Source organism: Lewinella sp. LCG006, assembly GCF_040784935.1.
Classification (GTDB): Bacteria; Bacteroidota; Bacteroidia; order Chitinophagales; family Saprospiraceae; genus Lewinella.
Genome location: NZ_CP160680.1, coordinates 797,501 through 816,606 on the forward strand (window position 1 = coordinate 797,501; position 19,106 = coordinate 816,606).

Here is a 19,106-nt window from a genome sequence, read left to right on the forward strand (position 1 = left end):
ACGAGCCTTATTTCTTAACCAATGCTCGTAACTATTTGCGTTCTTGTCCTAAAGATGCTATTGTTTGCGCTTATGGGGATTCGGACACCTACACCTTATTATATGTGCAAGCGACCGAGGGCATTCGGACCGATGTAATAGTTGCTAATACTTCTTTGATGGCCGTTGATCGCTACAACAAGATGCTCCTCGCTGGCCCACTTGGAGCAACCGAACTCAAGAGCAACTTACCTCCCTACTACTCCCAATTGCCCATTAAAATTTGGGCAAAAAGTGTGAATCTATCAGATAGTGCAATGACCTATCAACAGTTATTAAATCTGATGTCGCGAGAAGACAGTTATTACATCAGTGGCAACACCTGGACTTTGCCCATTCCATCAGAACAAATTGCGATTGAGCTTCCGGAAAGTATAAATTACCTTCATCCAGACAACAAGAACACCTTTGCCTATTGGCAGCCATTTATCAACAGAGGCTATCAATTCTCTGGCGGATATTTTCTACTTGATTTATTAGTTGCAAACCAATGGGAACGGCCGCTTTGCTTTCTACCAACAGTACTTACCAATGAATTACTACCCTGGCAAAAACACCTGGCCTGGAATGGATGGGTTTATCAGGTGGTGCCAGACCAGCTGGATGACAATGATCTTAATGCTGGTGTTTATTACCATACCGACACTACGCTCCTGTTGTGGCAGGAAGTTATGGAATACGATACCACCACCTACATTAGCCTCTTCGACAAACTCCCTTTTTATCAACATCAAGTTAAAAGTGCCGAAGAACTACTTAAGGTGCTAATTACCGCTGGCAAGCTAGAACAAGCCCGACAGTTTGCCAATCAATTACCTCTTTGGTACCCCAATCGTATTCGTCCGTGGGATGGACAATGGATAGCCTTTGTCCCTATGTTTCGCCAATGTAAGGCAAACGAAGCCGCCAATAATATCCTAAAAACCATTGAAGAGAATGTCCTTGAAAATCGTATTGAATTTTTCAGCGAGGAACAACGGTGGTTGTTATTGCAACGGATCAGGGAGTTGAAGGAATGATGATTGGTTGGTTGGTTAGATGGTGTAAAAGTGTAAGGGTTGGGTGGGGGTAAATAAAAAGCGGGTGATTTTGTACACTGTTCGTACAAAATCACCCGTTGTAGAGATTGAATAAATCAATCAGGCCTAAGGGGTCGGCGAAGAATAACTTCCCCATTTGATGCGGCCCTCTTGCCGCCATACTTCGTTACTTCGTCGGTTGCGTAACTGGGCTACGCGCCCTCCTCGCGCCTCGTCTGGCGGCAAGATGGCTCGCCTGAAAAGGACAACTTATTCTTCGCCGACCCCTTAGCCTTATGTTTAATCGCGGAAGCGTACTTTCACGGTTTCGCCGATACAGCTTACCGTTACACTTTGGCCTTCGCTAACTTTACGCATAAAGCCATCCTCACGACCAGGAAGTGAGGCGGTCAGGCGGCTGATCCGCGAGCTGGCATCACCGGCAACTTCTGAATCGATAGAACGCGCATAGCTGTACTTATCAATAGCAGCAATGGCGGCCAGGCGGCGGTTCCAGTCGTCACAAGCCGTTGCGCGCTTAGAGATGATATCACCCATCAGAATGTAAGGCTTACCCCAACCTCCTTTCAGGCTGGCAGCTTCACGAGCTTTGGCATTACCTTCCCCATACTGGCCTTTCTGCCAGGTGAGGATATGCGCCATTGAATAGAGTACCTGAGCTTTGACTTCATTGTCTTCCGTGGTGTTAATACACTCTTGGTAGCTAGCCAATGCTTTATCGTAATCTCCTTCTGTTTGGTAGTAAGTACCAGCATAACAAGGATCTTTCATGCGCTCCTGAAAAACCAGGGTTTCATAAATCCCCTTCAGCTCTGCAAGTTCAGGATCTGCTTCGTCACAACCTTGAGCCATCAGCTTCTGCCAGATGTAGTTGATGGTTTCCCAATCTTCCTTGTGTTCTTCCACTGAAGGAAGAAGGTCTTGCTTGAAGTAATCACAATCGAATACTTCCGAAGCGATTTCTGCGATATTAGCATCCATATTGGCTTTGCCAGACACGTAGTAATCCTTGTAGTAGTGGTCGTTCTCGATGTTATGATCAGCGAACGCAACTGCTTTGGTGTAAAGATCACGAACGGTGGCTTTGTCTATTTGACCATCTTTGTAGAGGTATACGAGGGTCAGACCAAGAGGATCCAAAAGGATATATTCTGACTCGTTACCGGCTGCTTCCATTGCTGTTTGCAATGCTTCCAATGTTTCCAATGTATAGCCATAGCCATAAGAATAGAACATATCGAAAGCCTTACGACCAAGGATGAGCTTGCGGTCACCAGGGTAACACTCCAGGTACTCATCGTAGAGCTTCATGATGGTCTTTGCGTACTCGGCTTTTTGCTCCGTATCTTCTGTTTTGGCAATTTTTGCTTTGTAAAGCAGAATACCGTCAATGTAATGCGTAGGCCGTTGACCATCAGCGGCAGGTGCCAAGGTGTAAGCTTTTTGCCAATTGGTAAAAGCAAGATTAAAATCAGATTCTGCCAAGGCTTGAACGTCAGCTTCTGTTTTTTCTTTCAAATAGGGACGATACACCACGTGAGCATCCTCTGCTTCTCCTTTATTGGCGATTTCTTCCCAGTTGGTACACTGCGCAGAGAGCGAAGTGCTTCCTAAAAATAGGATAGCCAACAGAATAGCCAGATTTTTTTGAATTGTCATACTTAATTGAATTTGCGTTTAAAGAACCACGAATTATCATTCAGCGTGAAGCCTAAATTAAGCCTCACAAAACTTTCTTCTAATACTCCGTCAACACCGGCCCGCCCTATCTCTACCGCAGTATTGATGAAGGACACTTGTTGGCGGGGTAGGATAACCGGAAAACCCAGTCCGAGCGTTACTGAATATCCTTCTACCTGCTGCCCATCGAGGGTACGCGGATCGGTACCATAACGGAATCCTGCACGGTAGCGGATTTTTTCCCAGTAGTGATTGTAAGAGTTAAAATTAGGGATATACTCCCCTCCTACTGCTACGTAATAGTTATCGAGTAACTGTTCATCTTTCAGTTCATTGCGATAATTACTCCAAGCAGTGGCACCATACTCAACACCGATATTGAGACGATTTAAATCGTGAAAATGCACACCTAAGGAATAAGAAGCAGGTAAAACTCCTTTACCCGTTATGTTTTCGTCCCGAAAGATAGTATCCGACACGACAGAAGTAAGGTACCGGCGAGTAAACTGAGTGCCTTCCATGGTGTAGTCGGCTTCGTTACTCAAAGTAGCTCCAAGAACTACTCTTTTGCCGTTAGGTACTTTTTCACCAGCTTTGTTACCCTCTTTGAAGAGGAAGGCATACTGGGCACCAAAGGTCCAACTTGTTCCGCGAAAGCTAATTTCATCCTGAAATTCTGTATTCAAAGAACCAGCCAAGGAGTCGAAATCTACCAAGCGGCTATTGATAAGGTTACCGAAAAGGAACCCGACCTCCGCACCTACTGAAAGTTGCTCATAGCGAAATCCCGTTCCCCACCGCAACTTTGTCGTACCACCTGATCCTTTTAGCGTGTTGGTACTGATCTCTACGCCTGGCGTAAGGGTATCAATCAGACGGATATCGTAGCCTACTTGCGTTTGAGGGATCAGCGTGACACTCATGCCTGCATTCCAATCGTTGCTTTTGCGATCTAAGGCTTGGTTAATCGCATTCCGCAGAGGGAAACCTAGGGAAAGATACTGAAGATTGCCACCCCAAGTAACGTCTTCCACACTACCGCTGCTCAATTTAGAGCGCTTCGCGTACAGCCCTCCTTCGAAGGCAGTAGATTGCAAGCTGGCCAAAGAAGCGGGGTTGAGTATGTTGAGTTGGTAGGGATCCTGCCAACCGGCACCAAGCCCTCCCATTCCAGCCGCTGCCGAAAAATACTGCGGCACAAAATCTCCTAAAGCAAACCGCGACAAAGGCGAATTTATCTTAGGACTAATATTACTGTTCTGCACCTGGCTCCACGCACTTTGTGTGATCAAGGTGAGAAGAAGTACCGTAAAAATTTTATGCCAAATGTTCGACATTATAAGTTAAAATTTTGTGTAGCCCGTAAAGGACTAAATTTGAATGCACAAATATCTCGCATTCTATGCTATTCGCCAAAAAACTGGCGTCTCCACCAGTTAGTAAGACTTTCAATTCTGGCCATTGCTGCTTCAAACGTGCAATCAATGCTTCTATTTCCAGCGCTACTCCTAGTCCGCCGCCATTTTGTAGCGCGGTCGTAGTGCTCGTGCCCCACAATTGATCCGTTTTCGCCGGTTCTACCAATGGGAGCCGAGCGGTAAACGCGTGCATTGCTCTTAGTCGCATTCTTACTCCTGGAGAGATATTGCCTCCCAAATAGGTGGCATCTGCCCGAAGTAAGTCCATTGTCACACAGGTTCCAGCATCAATCACCAAACAACTACTGCCAGGGTAATGATACTGTGCACCCGCCACAGCTGCTAATCGGTCTTTACCGAGGGTAGCCGGTGTGGCGTAGCTATTGACAAAGGGCAGGGCCGTTTGTTCACTAAGTCCCCAAACCCGGTAATTTTGCTCCAGCAAAACAGTCCATTCCTGGGGCCAAAATTCAGCCACGCTTGAATAGATGATATTTTGAACCCGGTGGTTGGTTGCCAAACGGGAAATATCTTCCAGTCTTACCGTTGCGTCAAGCTGTTCTTCTACCAAATCATTCTGGTGAAAGATGCCGTATTTTACGCGGGTATTTCCTATGTCAATGACCAAATTGCGCATAAACGCTTCGTTATTTGCCCGACATTTATCCGTTCCCGAACTTATCCAGGCCGTTTTATAACGTCGTATTCGTTCATTATGACGCCCACACTGGAGGCGGGGTAACTTAAGGTACTGTTAATGTTTAAAATGACGGTGCCCTGTCATCACCATGGCCATCCCATGTGCATCACAATAAGCAATACTGTCTTTGTCTTTGATGGATCCGCCTGGTTGAATGACCGCTTTGATACCTTCTCCATCGGCAATTTCCACACAATCCGGGAAAGGGAAAAAGGCATCGGAAGCCATGACCGCACCGTCCAGGTTAAAGCCAAAAGCTTTCGCTTTAGCAATGGCTTGCTTGAGGGCATCCACCCGGGAAGGCTGGCCACAACCCATACCGATCAACTGCTTGTTTTTAACCAAGGCAATCGCGTTCGACTTGAGGTGTTTGACGGCAATACTGGCAAACAAAAGGTCACTTACCTGTTCCGGGGTAGGTGCTACTGCCGTTACCGTGTCCAGGTCGGCAATGGTTTCCTGGCGCATATCAGTGTCCTGCTCAACTACCCCATTCAGCAAAGAACGGAAAGAGCGACTACCAATCGCATAGTCCTTCAATTTGAGCAGAATACGATTCTTTTTACTTTTCAACAAGGACAAAGCATCTTCATTGAAATCAGGGGCGATCAATACTTCGTAGAACAACTCGTTGATGGCTTCGGCAGTGGCCAAATCCACGCTGGTATTACAAATAAAGATGCCTCCGAAGGCCGAGACGTTATCGCATTCCAGTGCTGCATCCCAAGCCTCTTTGAGCGTAGTACGCACGGCAAGACCACAAGTATTGGTATGCTTCAGGATGGCAAAAGCCGGGTCTCCGACTCTCAGCTCCCGCATGATTTGTACAGCAGCGTCGATATCTACCAGGTTGTTGTAGGAAATATCTTTACCATTGAGCTTATCGAATACGGCATCGAAATCACCGAAGAACACACCTGATTGGTGAGGATTCTCGCCGTAGCGGAGGATATCAGACCGGTGAATACTGTACTTGAAGGCGATATCGGTCGTGCCTTCGTTGAAGTAGTTGAAGATGGCAATATCGTAATTCGAAGAGATCTTGAATGCCCGACGCGCTAATTCACGGCGATCGGTCAAATCCAAGTTGCCTTCTTTTTCTTTGAGCATCTCTAGAAACAAGCCGTATTCTGCTCTGGAAGGAACAACCACTACGTCTTTGTAATTCTTGGCTGCTGCCCGAATTAACGAGATGCCACCAATATCAATTTTCTCAATAATCGCGGACTCTTCATTGGTAGTCGCTACGGTCTCTTCAAAAGGGTAAAGATCGACGATGACCAAGTCAATTTCTGGAAGATTGTATTCCTTAAGCTGCTCCAGGTGATCGGGCTCACGGCGGGCCAAAATGCCCCCGAATACTGCTGGATGCAAAGTCTTCACCCGCCCATCGAGAATCGAAGGATAGGAAGTAATGTCCTCTACCGCAGTAACTGGAATGTCCAGCTGAGCGATGAATTTCTGCGTCCCCCCTGTAGAGTAAATTTGTACCCCTTGGCGGTGTAACTCTTGCACAATTTCGTCGAGTCCATCTTTGTGGTAAACTGAAATGAGTGCGGAGCGAATTTTAATAGCTGACATGAATGAAGTGCCTTGTTTTAAAAAGAAAGCGCAAAGGTAGTTAATTGGAAGAGGTTTTTTCAACCACATCGTAACATAGTTTCCCTTTTACAAGCTGAAGCCACCTACTTTATAGGGAAATTCTGATCTTGCGATAAATATTCAGCTATGTTAGAAGCGATAAAAGATAAAGCGGCACTACTACACAAAGAAGTGATTGACATTCGGCGGCACCTGCACACCTACCCAGAACTTTCCTTTGAGGAATACGAAACGGGAAAATATATTGCAGGGCGGCTTCAAGCCTGGGGCATTCCTCATCAATATCCTTTTTCGGGAACTGGTGTGGTAGCACTTATAGAAGGTGGTAAAGGTACTGGCCCCGTGATAGCATTGCGTGCAGACATTGACGCACTACCTATATCTGAAAAAAACAAGGTCAGTTATTGTTCTCAAAACGAAGGCATTATGCATGCCTGCGGGCACGATGTGCACAGTTCCAGCTTACTGGGAACCGCTAAAATCCTCTGGGATTTACGCAAGGAATTTGCCGGAACCATCAAGCTTATCTTTCAGCCGGGCGAAGAAAAAGCACCCGGTGGAGCGAGTATTATGATTAAAGACGGGGTGTTGAAAAACCCGGCTCCTGCTCACATCTTCGGGCAGCACGTGCACCCGCCGCTGGAAGTTGGCAAGATTGGTATTCGGCCTGGTTTGTACATGGCTTCTGCTGATGAACTTTACCTGACGGTCACCGGACGAGGCGGCCACGGGGCTTTACCCCAAAACACGGTCGATCCGATTGTCATTACTGCGCAGATCATTACCGCCTTGCAAACCTTGGTAAGCCGGGAAGGTGACCCTATCCTCCCCTCCGTACTCACCTTCGGGCAGATTGCCTCCACCGGAGGGGCCACCAACATCATCCCCAACGAAGTAAAACTGAAAGGCACCTTCCGCACAATGGACGAACAATGGCGAGCCCACGCGCTGCGGCGCATCCAGGAGATAGCCGATGGTATTGCCAAGGCCATGGGGGGCTCGGCGCAACTGGATCTTATTCACGGTTATCCCTTTTTACACAATGACGAAGCGCTTACCGCCCGCGCAACGGAGTATGCCCGAGCGTACATGGGCCAAGAAAATGTGGTAGAACTCCCCATCCGCATGACCAGCGAAGATTTTTCTTATTACTCTCAGGAGATTCCCGCTTGTTTTTATCGCCTAGGCACAGGGAATCCTGCGCGAGGTATCACCTCTCCTGTTCACACCAATACTTTTGATGTGGATGAAGAATGCCTCTTGCACAGCACGGGTTTGATGGCTTGGTTGGCGATGCGGGAGTTGGGTTCGAAGGTGTAAGGGTTGGAAAGGTGTAAAGGTGTAAAGGTTAAAGCGTTTTTAAGTCGGATCCCGAGGTGTCGGGAGGAGGTCGGCCCCGAAGGGATGTGATGTACGACAGGATGATTCCTGTGCTTAAAACGATATAATGTCACCCATTTTTTGCACGCTGAAAACTTTGAATTGGTGAAATTGAAGTTGCTTCTATTCCTTTTATCCCGGCAACTGAGAGCTACTTGTTCGACCTCATCCGAGGTCGGATTAGTTTTAAGATGGGGTAAAACTACCAATATGGTACCTCTCTAGGTAAGTACAAATATATTTTGTATATTCTTGTGTACCAAATACTTAAGTCGTGACAGCTACTGAGCACAAAGAACATATTCACAAAATCATTTATCGCCTTGCGGAACAGGGATTAACACAAAAAGATATTGCCCTTGCGACGGGTTATACCCAGGCAGGAATAAGCCATACGCTTGCCAAAATCAAATCCGCGAATGGTGTAGAAAACTACAAAGTAGGCAAGCCTAGTGGTAGACCAGCAAAGCTTAAACGTCATCAGCGACAAGAATTGAAGAGGTTGCTAGCCAAAGGAGCTAAGGCCAATGGTTTTCCAAGCGATGGTTGGACTCGGATGAGGATTCAATCCTTTATAAGTGTTCGTTTCCAAGTAGATTATAGCCTTCCTCATATTAGTAGGTTAATGACCAGACTAGGTTACAGTCTTAAGCAGCCTCAAGTCAAAGACACTAGACAGCGTTCTGAACAAATAGCTTATTACGAAACAGAAGTAATCCCGGAGCTAAAAAAAAACTAATGGAGCCAGATCAAAACATCGTTTTTGTAGATGAGAGCAGCTTTTGTAGTGCCTCTAGTTCTACTAAAGTCTATGAATTGATTGGACATAGTCCGGTACTCAAGGAAGTAAACAGTGTAACTGAAAGAGTTTATGCCATTAGCGGCATAACACCACGAGGAGAGTTGTTTAGTGAGGTTTACCGCACTGCTATTAGCACGAAGCAGATCATCGCTTTTTTAAAACTTTGCCTGAACAAAATGGAAGGTCAACTCAATATCATTTGGGACAATGCAAGTATCCACAAGAGTAAAGAGCTAAAACATTTTTTACGATCAGATTCACAAGCACGTAATCGCTTACAACTCTATTCAACCCCTGTATACTGCCCCCAGTACAACCCTGACGAACAGGTTTGGAACTTCTTGAAATCGGAATTCCTAAAGCACCGCTGGTGCAAAACTAAGAGCCAGCTTCACAAAACGGTAGAGGCTGGGCTGGAATACTTAGCGATGATGCCAGATAGAATCCGTGCGGCTTTTAGGCATTCCGATGTCAAAATAATGGAATATTAATTTTTTACGTACTTACCTACCGAGGTACTTGTGAAGACCTCGGAGAGCCCGTCTGGCCAAGGCTTGCCGGACAGGGTCGCATTTTAGGAGTAGCCTTTCGTTAAATTTGGAAGTATAACAAGATAGGCATCTTTGTGTCTTTTAAATATGGGATATCATCCTGTCGTACATCAGATGCCTATAGCAAAGTCGGAATTTCCAGCTATCTAAAGGGTGTAAAGGTTGGCTGTTCTAGCTGAGGGTAATGGGGATTATCCGCCATAAATGACGGGGACCGGCAAGACCCCATTCGCCTTACATGCCAAAAAAAATCCCGAAACCTCAAGCGAGGAATCGGGATAGTATGATGACATAGGCGGTATACCTATGAGATTAAGCGACCGTCTCTTCTTTTTTGATGGCTTGGCGGAAGACCACCACATCGTCAAAAACATCGAGTACGAGGTGCTGACCGGGCTGCACGCTGTTGGCGAGCAACTGCTTGGAAAGCTGCTTCAGCACCCGCTTCTGAATCACACGCTTGAGGGGGCGAGCACCGAACTCGGGGTTGTAGCCTTCGTCGGCGAGCCAGTCCATGGCGTGAGAGGTGATCGTCATCGAGATACCCTGCTCAGAGAGGGTAGCTTTGAGGTTATCCAACTGCAGCTTGACGATACCGCGAATGTCTCTCCTCGACAACGGGCGGAACATGATGATCTCATCAATCCGGTTGAGAAACTCGGGGCGAACCGACTTTTTCAGCAGGTCAAACAAGAGGTTCCGGGTTTTGTCAATCATCTCCTCTTCTTCGCCTTCGACCATGCGCTCGAAATTGTCGCGGATGATGTCGGAACCGATGTTGGAAGTCATGATAATGATGGTATTCTTGAAGTTGACCACCCGGCCTTTGCTATCGGTGAGCCGCCCGTCGTCCAGAACCTGCAAGAGGATATTGAAGACATCAGGGTGGGCTTTTTCGATCTCATCCAGTAGCACGACAGAGTAGGGCTTGCGCCGAACGGCTTCCGTCAGTTGGCCACCTTCGTCGTAGCCTACGTAGCCCGGAGGCGCTCCTACCAGTCGGCTCACGGCGTGGCGTTCCTGGTATTCACTCATATCTATCCGCGTCATCAAGTCTTCGTCATCGAAGAGGTACTCCGCCAGGGCTTTGGCCAACTCGGTCTTACCCACCCCGGTGGTACCGAGGAATAAGAAAGAGCCGATCGGCTTGGCTTGACTGCTGAGGCCCGTACGATTGAGGCGAATCGCATCGGCAACCGCTTCTACTGCTTCATCTTGTCCGATCACGCGATGATGCAGATCATCTTCCAGGTGGAGCAGTTTTTCGCGTTCGCTTTGGAGCATCCGTGTTACGGGAATACCCGTCCAGCGGCTGACAATTTCGGCGACATCCTCTGCTTCCACTTCTTCTTTGACCAACATCTTATTGTCGGCCTGCATTTCCTGTAATTGAGCGTTGAAAGCCTCCAACTGGGCCTGTACCTCAGGTACTTTTCCGTAGCGAATTTCGGCTGCTTCCGCGTAATTGCCTTCGCGTTCGGCGCGATTGGCAGCTAGCTTCAGTTGTTCCATTTCCTCTTTGGCCTGCTGAATACCAAGTACTACTTCGCGCTCGCTTTCCCACTGGGCTTTGAGGGCGTTACGTTCTTCCTCCAGATTGGCCAGGTCCTCATTGATTCTGCCGATTTTCACGAGATCGTTTTCGCGCTTCATGGCTTCTCGCTCGATTTCGAGCTGGCGGATTCTACGCTCGGTCTCGTCGAGTTCTTCGGGCATGGAGTTCATTTCCAGGCGCAAGCGGGCGGCGGCTTCATCGATCAAGTCGATGGCCTTATCCGGCAAGAAACGATCCGCGATGTAACGGTTTGACAGTTGTACCGCCGCGACGACCGCTTCGTCCTTGATGTTGATCTTGTGGTGCGTTTCGTAGCGCTCCTTCAGACCTCGCAGGATAGAGATGGCATCCTCTTCGGAAGGCTCACCGACCATGACGGTCTGGAAACGTCGTTCGAGGGCCTTGTCTTTTTCGAAATACTTTTGGTATTCGTCCAAGGTCGTAGCACCGATGGTCCGGAGTTCTCCCCGTGCCAGGGCTGGTTTGAGGATATTGGCAGCATCCATTGCGCCCTGGGTTTGACCAGCACCGACCAGGATGTGAATCTCGTCGATGAAGAGAAAAATCTGCCCATCGGCCTGGGTGACCTCGTTGATCACAGCTTTGAGGCGTTCCTCGAATTCCCCCTGGTACTTGGCACCAGCAATCAGTGCGCCCATATCGAGGGTGTAGATATCTTTATCGCGCAGATCCTCGGGTACATCTCCGTTGATGATCCGGTGGGCGAGGCCTTCTACGATGGCCGTCTTACCAACACCGGGCTGACCGATGAGGATGGGGTTGTTCTTGGTCCGGCGTGCCAGGATGTGGAGTACACGACGGATTTCTTCGTCCCGACCAATGACTGGATCCAGCTTGCCGCTGCGGGCACGCTCGTTGAGGTTGATGGCGTACTTATTGAGGGCGTTGTAGGCACCTTCTGCGCTGTTGGTCGTTACACGCTGACCTTTGCGCAGGTCCTCGATGGCGGCAATGAGGCCCTTTTCGGTCACACCGCTGTCCTTGAGCATCTGCCCGACGCTGTCTTTGACGGCCACGATAGCAAGGAGGATATGCTCCAGCGCCACGTACTCATCCTGAAAAGTCTTCAGGTAAGTGTTGGCTTTCTGTAGTACTTCATTGGTAGTGCGGGCCAGGTATTGCTGACCACTGCTACCGGTTTGTTTGGGGTAAGAGGATACGATGCTTTCGGTAGCGCTCTTTACCGCAGTAAAATTGACGCCCAGCTTTTTGAGTACAAAGGGAGTGACATTTTCGTCGACCTCCAATATGCCCTGGAGCAGATGGCCAACTTCAATACTGGGGTTGTTGCCCTCCATGGCCAGTTGTTGGGCCCGCTGGACCGCCTCCTGGCTTTTGATAGTGAAATTATTCAAATGCATGTTATTGTTATTTGGACTTTTGGACTTCCTCAAAAAGTCCAAAAAATACGTTTAATTAATACAAGGTGTTACTACTGAATTATTAGAGTTGTTCTGCTGGGATCATTTCGGGGACAAATCGCGCCTTATCTTCCCACACTGTGCCTTTTTTAAGTCGCTTAGCTACGGCTAGGCTCCTCAAAAAAGGCTTCGCGTGGTCGATAATGCATCAATTTTAGCTTCGCTGATCGCCTTTGGCTCAGAGTTCCCACCAAACTGACCCAGCAGAACAACTCTATTCAAGTAGAAGTACCGTTATCCATGGAACTGCAAAGGATATGCCAAGGGGGAAGCGGGGGGCAAACAGTGCCATTGTGGCATGCCTGCTTAAAGCGAACAGTCATAAAGTCAGGTTATTTTATTTTTTTCTGTCAATTATGAGGGGTTATCGCAGCGGCGTAGGTGCAACCGACGCCAAACAGAGGCGGGAGATTTGCTATATCCTCCTTGTGGCCAGAGCTCTCCTCCCCCGTCACTGTGTGACACCCCCTCCAAAGAGGGGGATATGGCAACTGGGGAGACGTGGCCGAATAGAGGGAATAAATCAGGTAGGGATAGTAGCGGTTCCGCTCCTTAGCTAAGGAGCGGAAAGAGCGGATAGCCCGGCCCCGCTACAGGCGGGGACCTGCCTAAAAAAAACTCAGGCTAACATGAAGAGTTCACGTTAGCCTAAGATAAAAAAGGTTTGCATAATACTCAAACACACACAAGATCCGGGGTTAGGAGCCCCGGAGAGAAAAAGATTTAAAAGAGAGGAGCGCGCGCATTGTCCCCGTAAAATATGCTTCTTGAGGAGAGCGGATGTTTTTTAAATCCCACCTTCCTGTCCCCGTCCGGGCAGGGTGCTGTAAAAGTCATTTGGTATTTTGGAGTATGCTCACCACAACACCGGACGGAGGAAATAAAAGTGATTTCAGGTCATGCAGCACTGCTTCGTTGAAGTGTGGCAACATTTTGAGGGTTGCAACTACTGCCAAAAAAAACTAACAAGGGGGACAGTAGTAGCTAGTTGCTATATCTGGAGTTGCTCTTTCCACTTCAAGAAAAGGAGCTTGTCCAAATCCCACAGTTTTGCAGACCTAAAATTCACTCTCTGAAAAAAGGATGATGAATAGAAACTCGAAGTACAAGGCCCGCCAACCCACTCCCACGGGTTAATGGCGGAGCACCTGTGAAAACTAAAGGATGAAAAAGTTTTTAGGATGAAAAAATTATATGTCTTAACATTGGTCAAAAATTAATCATTTGGTTACTTGTCTTACCGTTGTGCCATTGCTGGTGGTCAGTTGGAGGAAGTAATTGCCTTTCGGCAAATTGGTCATATCCACCTGGGTTTCTTCAGCCTCTTTTGGCTGCTGATTGGTCAGCAATTGGCCTGCTGCGGAGAACAATTGTACGCTTTCCAGCACATTGTTTTCTCCGCTGGTGGCTATCGTTAATTGGTTGACTACCGGATTGGGGTAGACATTTATTTCAAAATTTTCTTCTTCGCCTGTAGGCACCGTATCCTCAAATAAAAGCTCATTGCCATCATTTGTCTGCTCTCTGTTGGCGACGGCATTTTCAGGCAAATCATCATGATTTGTTGTTGTAAGTGCCTGTGAGTTCGCCAAAATCGTAATGTGCTCAGTGCTTCCAGCAACGGGATATTCAATGAGGTTTTGATCTACCATTTTGATCTTCTCCACCGTAATCCCCGTGTTTATATCTTCCAGCAAGGCGATATCTTCTACAATAATCATGATAGAAGCGATATCTCCATGTCCATTTGTCTCCCCTAGTTCTTTGCGCAAGATGACCACTTCGATCTCCCCGGCTTCGTTGTTGAGCTGAATAAAAGCCTCTGCGCCGTTGCCATTGTTTCCATTGAGCCAGGTGTTTGGCAACAAATTCAGGCTGAATACATTGGGATTCCAAAGTGGTGCCGTCAGCTCATCGGCAAAATATTGTGGATCAAACTTTATGGTAAAAGTGATCCCAAAAAAATGCTCCACTGACCGACTGGCATCTCCCAAACTGAGGTCTAAAGTCAGCACATCTCCTGCCTCAAGGCTGCTGCTACTGGCATTCAATTGCAACACCGGATCCCATGCTGCATCACCTATACTGTAAAGATCGGGATTGATTGTTCCGTGGGTATTGCCGTAATTCTGTCGCCATAATACCTTACGATCTCCCTGCTCTACCATACCACGGCCGTTCACATCAGCATTGCTAAAGTTGATGCCGTCTGAAAAATTATTTTGCCAGGAAGGTGCAGGTGCATAGCCTTCCCATGTTGAGCCCGTTTCTGTTCTTTCCGGACCAATATTTCCTTCTGCTACTCCGTGATACAACAAGTCGACACCATTAACAATGCCGTTATCATTAATATCTCCCGGCCAAACCTGCTGAATCTGAGCCTGCAAGCTTGTAACCATTTGGGTTGTTAGCAATAAAATGACCGCTACCCTAAGGGCAGTAATGTGTAAATTTCTCATCCTTTCTAAAAATTTGGGAGTTATCTATTCAAATTCACTTGAGAGCCATTCCTCAATTAGCTCTTTTCGTATTTGGTATTGCAAACATAGTGGAACAGGAAAGAGCAAAAAATTACATATTTTTAGCATTATCAACCATTTTATCAAAAAAACAAAGCCCACATGACAAGCTAAATAATTTAAACTACTGTAAATCAACTATCTCAAAGATACAAATTATTATTAATCGTAATGTATTAAACTTCTTTTTCCAACCAAAATGGCAGTACTTAACAAATGAGAAAGGATAAAACATTGACTTTATTACGGTATTTTTCTCAAAAAAAGTTGAATTCTTTCTTGGATTTCGTCGCATCGCCGTATTTCAACAAAAATCATCAACTGCTTGAATTCGCAAATTATCTGGCCACATATCATCCTCTTTTCCCAGAAGAGATATTATCATTGGACGCAATACCTCCTCAGGTCCTTCCAGTGGAAAAACGTACTCAGAAAGAATTGAGTTATTTAAAAAGTAACCTCAACAAACTACTGAAAGCTTTTGTGGGGCAGCAATATTACCAAGAGAATACCAACGCACAAGAGCTCAATATCATTCAGGGCCTGATGAGGATTGGTAACAAGGATTATGAGCCCCATCTTAAATCATTCAAACATAAACTTGATCAGCTTCCAAAGCCGGGTAATGACGAACTCTGGTTGCAGTATACAGTAGCAAATATCTTGCGGGGAGAATTATCGGGTAAACCTGCTGAAGTAGAGATGATCTTGCAGGAGAGTATCAACCGACTGGATGAATACTATCTGATCAACAAACTGAGCTATGGTATAGAAATTCAAAACCAGCAACAAGTGATTCAGTTTGCTCCTTCATTTCAGAATGACTTAATGGACCAAATAGAGCTGCTGCTGGTTAATAAAAAGGAGATGAGTCCTCGATTATCTCTTTACTATCAACTTTATCTCTGCTTTAAGTACAAAGAGGAGGAAGCTCACTTTTATAGGCTGGTGCAACTGCTTCAGCAGCATCAACTAAAAATTAAGCGGACGGAATGTCGAGCGATTTACCTCGCGACTATCAATATCTGTTTGAGGCAAATGCATATTGATTATGAAGGTTACGCGACCATCTGCCTTGGTCTTTACGAAGAAGGCATTAGAACAAAAATTCTCTTTGAAAGGGGCTTATTGACCGAGTGGACTTATCGTAATGCGATAAAGATTGGACTCCGGTTGGAGCGTTACAAATGGACGGAAGATTTTATTCACACCTACAATCCTTTTTTGGATGTAGAAGCACAAAAGAATGCCCTTTATTCGAATTTAGCAGAAGTTGCTTTTTCACAAAAAGACTTTGATCAAACTTTTGAGTATTTACATAAAATCAAGATTAACAATTTCCGCTACCACCTTATTACAAAGATCCTCCTGATAAAAACCTTTTACGAGACGGAGAACATAGACTCTTGCCTCTCGGCACTTGGTGCCTTCACCGTCTATCTTTCGCGGCTCAAGGGGGTATCTTCAGCCGTAAAAAAGAACTGCCAGCATTTTTGTCAGCTCCTGCACCAAATCCTTATGCAGAGCAGCGATAAGAAAAAAGAGAAAACCAAAATCAAGATCCAGCAGCAGACGCCACTAGCGGAAAGAGAGTGGTTGCTCGATGTTTTCAGTAGAGAACATCCACGCTTTTAAATAATACCATTCAACCCGCTCATTCTACCATTCAGCCTTTTGGAGTGGAATGCCTGCAACACGACGCTCATCTTTGTCTGCATAACCAGATGAAGAATTATGAGAGCCTTAAGCCTATTGTTATTACTGGGAGTGCTCCTCCCCTATTTACCCGGTCAGTCCTTAGACCAATACGTACAAATAGCCTTGGACAACAACCTGGAATTAGCCCAGAAGGACCTTAGCTACCAGGAAGCCCAAGCCCAACTGGAACAAGCCAAAGCTTTGTTTTGGCCCCAACTGGGAATCAATGGTCGCTTTAGTGTGGCCCAAGGTGGGCGCACGATTGATATTCCGGCGGGTGACCTCGTCAATCCAGCCTATCAAAATCTCAATGCCCTCAACCAGCACCTTTCGGGGAATGATCCTACTTACCCCGTATTTCCCAATTACGGTACCATAAACAATGAGTCAATCAATTTCCTCCGCGCTACGGAACAGGAAACGGTGGTCCGTTTGAGTATGCCTATTTTCAACAATTCAATGGTCCGCAATCGTCAGATCAAAGAAAGCATGCTGGCTGCTAGTGGCAGTGAGCTAGCTGGATTTCGCCGTCAGCTACAGCGTGATGTGAAGCAAGCTTACTATCTGTATTCACAGGCACATTACGGTCGGAAAATCTACGAAGATGCGCTACGGCTGGTAGAAGAGAATTTGCGCACGACCCAAAGCCTACAGACCCATCATCAGGTGACTGCGGCCGATGTGTATACGGCCCAAGCCCAAGTAGCTAGTGTACAGCAACAATTGGCTGTAGCCGTACAACAAGAACAATCTGCACAAGCTTATTTTAATACCCTCCTGCGTAGGGAATATACGACTCCCATCTATATCGAAGAGCAGCCTACCATATCCGTAGATGCTATTGTAGGCCTGGAAGCCGCCCAACAGCAAGCCTGGCAGCAACGGGAAGAATTGGAACAGTTGAATTTCTACCTCGCTGCTGCCGAAGAAAACCGAAAACTGGCCAGCGGCAACCGGCTCCCTACCGTCAATTTGCAAGCGGATTATGGCATCCAGGGCACTACTTACAGCTTCACCGGGGAGGATGATTTCTTCCTTGGTTCGCTGGTGGTCCAGGTGCCCTTATTCAACAAAGCTACTACTGCCAAAGTACAGGAAGCACAACTGGCCCAACAACGTTTGCTTCAGCAAAAAGCTGCTGCGGAACAGCAGATCGGCCTCCAGGTCATCAATCAATACTATGCTTTGCAAGCTGCCCAAACCCAGGTTCAGCTGGCTCAAGAGCAAAAAACAGCCGCAGCGGAAGCCTTTCGTTTACAAAAACGACTTTACGAACAAGGCCAGAGTAACCTCGTCACTTTTACCAATGCCCGAACAACCCTCACTACGGCTGAGCAGCAGTTGATCATTAACCGCTACAATTACCTCCAACAACTTGCCGATTGGCAATGGGCGGTGGGAGACTAGATAAGATTGTCCTTTCTGTATTCCTTAAAGATGGTACTCGAAGGACAATCTCATCGTACTGGGTACAGGGTATAGGGTACTGGGATTTAGACTACACCAAAGTCTAGTGAATCACTGAAATCAAAAAATAAAATCAAAAAATAATGAAAAACATCTTAGCCATCCTCGCTCTTGCGATTGTGATCAGTGCTTGTACGACACAGGCGCAAAATCGCCAGCCTACTGCGGACGCGAAAAAAGTAGTCGCAGCCACTGCTACGCAAATCAACTACCAGCCTACTGTTTTTGCTACTGGCCCCTTGGCTGCTGCAGCGGAAGCGAAACTAAGCTTCAAAACGGGCGGCATCATCGCTAAAGTACTGGTGAGAGAAGGGCAAAAAGTACGCAAAGGACAGCTCTTGGCCGAACTTAGGCTCGACGAAATACAGGCCCAGCAACAACAGGCCAACCTTGGCGAAGACCAAGCTGCTATCTCGTTGGAAAACGCCCGTCTTGCCCTGAAATTGGCTGAACGCGATTACCGCAATGTTGCTGGTCTTTACGCCGATAGCGTAGCAACCTTGGAGCAATTGGAAAATGTAGAAGTACAGCTCAATAATGCTAAAAACCAGTTGGCTGCTGCCGAAAAAGGACTTGCTTTTCGCCAACAAGGCGTAGAAGTTGCCCAATTCAATCTACGTTACAGTAGCATTGTCGCGCCAGCAGATGGTATTATCCTGCGCCAGTTTGCCGAAACCAATGAGCTGGTCGGACCTGGCAACCCCGTCTTTCTGTTTGGCAGTCGCCAGGAGGCTCAGGTCCTTAAAGTGGCCGTTACCGACAAGGACATTATTCACCTGAACCTGGGCGACAGCGCTACCATCCATTTTGATGCTTATCCAGAAGTAACCTTCCTTGGCTTCGTGCGCGAACTGGCAGGCACTTCAGATCCCTTTACCGGCACTTTCGCGGTAGAAGTTGAGCTTGCCCCGCAGACGCTGCAACTCGTCAATGGCTTCATCGGCAGCGTCACGATACAGACCCAAGAACGTCATTCACTGATCAGCATCCCGGTGGATGGACTCCTGAAAGCGGATGGTGCTATTGGCCAGGTGATGGTCATCGACCAAGGGCAGGCCCGCCTCCGGGAAGTGAACATTCAGCAACTCCAGCAAAACCAACTCCTCCTACAGCAAGGGCTCACCGCTGGCGAGATGGTCATCACCGCCGGTGCCAGCTATATTGAGGAGGGTGATCGAGTGGAGGCTTTTTGAGGTCGGAAAGCGGAAGTCAG

Annotated in this window: 13 protein-coding genes (1 of these 13 cut by a window edge); 7 read left to right on the top strand and 6 right to left on the bottom strand. The window is 47.1% G+C overall.

Annotation, left to right across the window (positions count from 1 at the left end; all coding sequences use genetic code 11):
• On the top strand, positions 1-1,058 hold the 3' portion of the coding sequence (locus tag AB0L18_RS02815; protein ID WP_367391067.1) for a hypothetical protein. 775 nt of this gene lie to the left of the window's left edge; the window shows 1,058 of its 1,833 coding nt (coding positions 776-1,833); the start codon falls outside the window, past its left edge; its stop codon occupies positions 1,056-1,058.
• 300 nt (positions 1,059-1,358) lie between these two features.
• Here AB0L18_RS02815 and AB0L18_RS02820 read toward each other — a convergent pair whose 3' ends face one another.
• From AB0L18_RS02820 to purH, 4 genes are all read right to left on the bottom strand, one after another.
• Positions 1,359-2,738, bottom strand: a complete 1,380-nt coding sequence (locus AB0L18_RS02820) for a hypothetical protein (protein ID WP_367391068.1) — start codon at positions 2,736-2,738, stop codon at positions 1,359-1,361.
• A gap of 2 nt (positions 2,739-2,740) precedes the next feature.
• Positions 2,741-4,096 (bottom strand): hypothetical protein, encoded by a 1,356-nt coding sequence (locus AB0L18_RS02825; RefSeq protein ID WP_367391069.1) that lies wholly within the window; start codon positions 4,094-4,096, stop codon positions 2,741-2,743.
• On the bottom strand, positions 4,077-4,814 hold the full coding sequence (locus AB0L18_RS02830) for a type III pantothenate kinase (protein ID WP_367391070.1): 738 nt from the start codon (positions 4,812-4,814) through the stop codon (positions 4,077-4,079). Before AB0L18_RS02830 ends, AB0L18_RS02825 begins: the two co-directional genes overlap by 20 nt.
• A 117-nt stretch (positions 4,815-4,931) precedes the next feature.
• Positions 4,932-6,458, bottom strand: a complete 1,527-nt coding sequence (gene purH / locus AB0L18_RS02835; protein WP_367391071.1) for a bifunctional phosphoribosylaminoimidazolecarboxamide formyltransferase/IMP cyclohydrolase — start codon at positions 6,456-6,458, stop codon at positions 4,932-4,934.
• Positions 6,459-6,605: 147 nt separating this feature from the next.
• Here purH and AB0L18_RS02840 point away from each other — a divergent pair, with 147 nt between their 5' ends.
• From AB0L18_RS02840 to AB0L18_RS02850, 3 genes are all read left to right on the top strand, one after another.
• The gene (locus AB0L18_RS02840) at positions 6,606-7,799 is read left to right on the top strand and encodes a M20 family metallopeptidase (RefSeq protein WP_367391072.1); all 1,194 of its coding nucleotides are present in this window, start codon (positions 6,606-6,608) and stop codon (positions 7,797-7,799) included.
• A 334-nt stretch (positions 7,800-8,133) separates the two neighbouring features.
• Entirely contained in the window at positions 8,134-8,598 is a 465-nt protein-coding gene (locus tag AB0L18_RS02845; RefSeq protein WP_367388547.1) for a transposase, read from the top strand.
• Positions 8,598-9,152 carry a transposase gene (locus AB0L18_RS02850; RefSeq protein WP_367388546.1) on the top strand — a complete coding sequence of 185 codons (555 nt, stop codon included), beginning with the start codon at positions 8,598-8,600 and terminating at the stop codon, positions 9,150-9,152. The genes AB0L18_RS02845 and AB0L18_RS02850 overlap by 1 nt, the downstream gene beginning before the upstream one ends.
• 372 nt (positions 9,153-9,524) lie before the next feature.
• Here the strand turns inward: AB0L18_RS02850 and clpB are convergent, their stop codons facing one another.
• Positions 9,525-12,149 carry an ATP-dependent chaperone ClpB gene (gene clpB, locus AB0L18_RS02855; RefSeq protein ID WP_367391073.1) on the bottom strand — a complete coding sequence of 875 codons (2,625 nt, stop codon included), beginning with the start codon at positions 12,147-12,149 and terminating at the stop codon, positions 9,525-9,527.
• Between the two features lie 1,280 nt (positions 12,150-13,429).
• Positions 13,430-14,668 carry a T9SS type A sorting domain-containing protein gene (locus tag AB0L18_RS02860; RefSeq protein WP_367391074.1) on the bottom strand — a complete coding sequence of 413 codons (1,239 nt, stop codon included), beginning with the start codon at positions 14,666-14,668 and terminating at the stop codon, positions 13,430-13,432.
• A 498-nt stretch (positions 14,669-15,166) separates the two neighbouring features.
• Between AB0L18_RS02860 and AB0L18_RS02865 the strand changes: the two genes are divergently transcribed.
• The 3 genes from AB0L18_RS02865 (at position 15,167) to AB0L18_RS02875 (ending at position 19,086) form a co-directional block, all read left to right on the top strand.
• Positions 15,167-16,363, top strand: coding sequence for a hypothetical protein (locus AB0L18_RS02865; protein ID WP_367391075.1), 1,197 nt, complete (start codon positions 15,167-15,169; stop codon positions 16,361-16,363).
• A 99-nt stretch (positions 16,364-16,462) separates the two neighbouring features.
• Positions 16,463-17,833, top strand: coding sequence for a TolC family protein (locus AB0L18_RS02870; RefSeq protein ID WP_367391076.1), 1,371 nt, complete (start codon positions 16,463-16,465; stop codon positions 17,831-17,833).
• 143 nt (positions 17,834-17,976) lie between these two features.
• Entirely contained in the window at positions 17,977-19,086 is a 1,110-nt protein-coding gene (locus tag AB0L18_RS02875; RefSeq protein ID WP_367391077.1) for an efflux RND transporter periplasmic adaptor subunit, read from the top strand.
• Positions 19,087-19,106 lie beyond the last annotated feature (20 nt).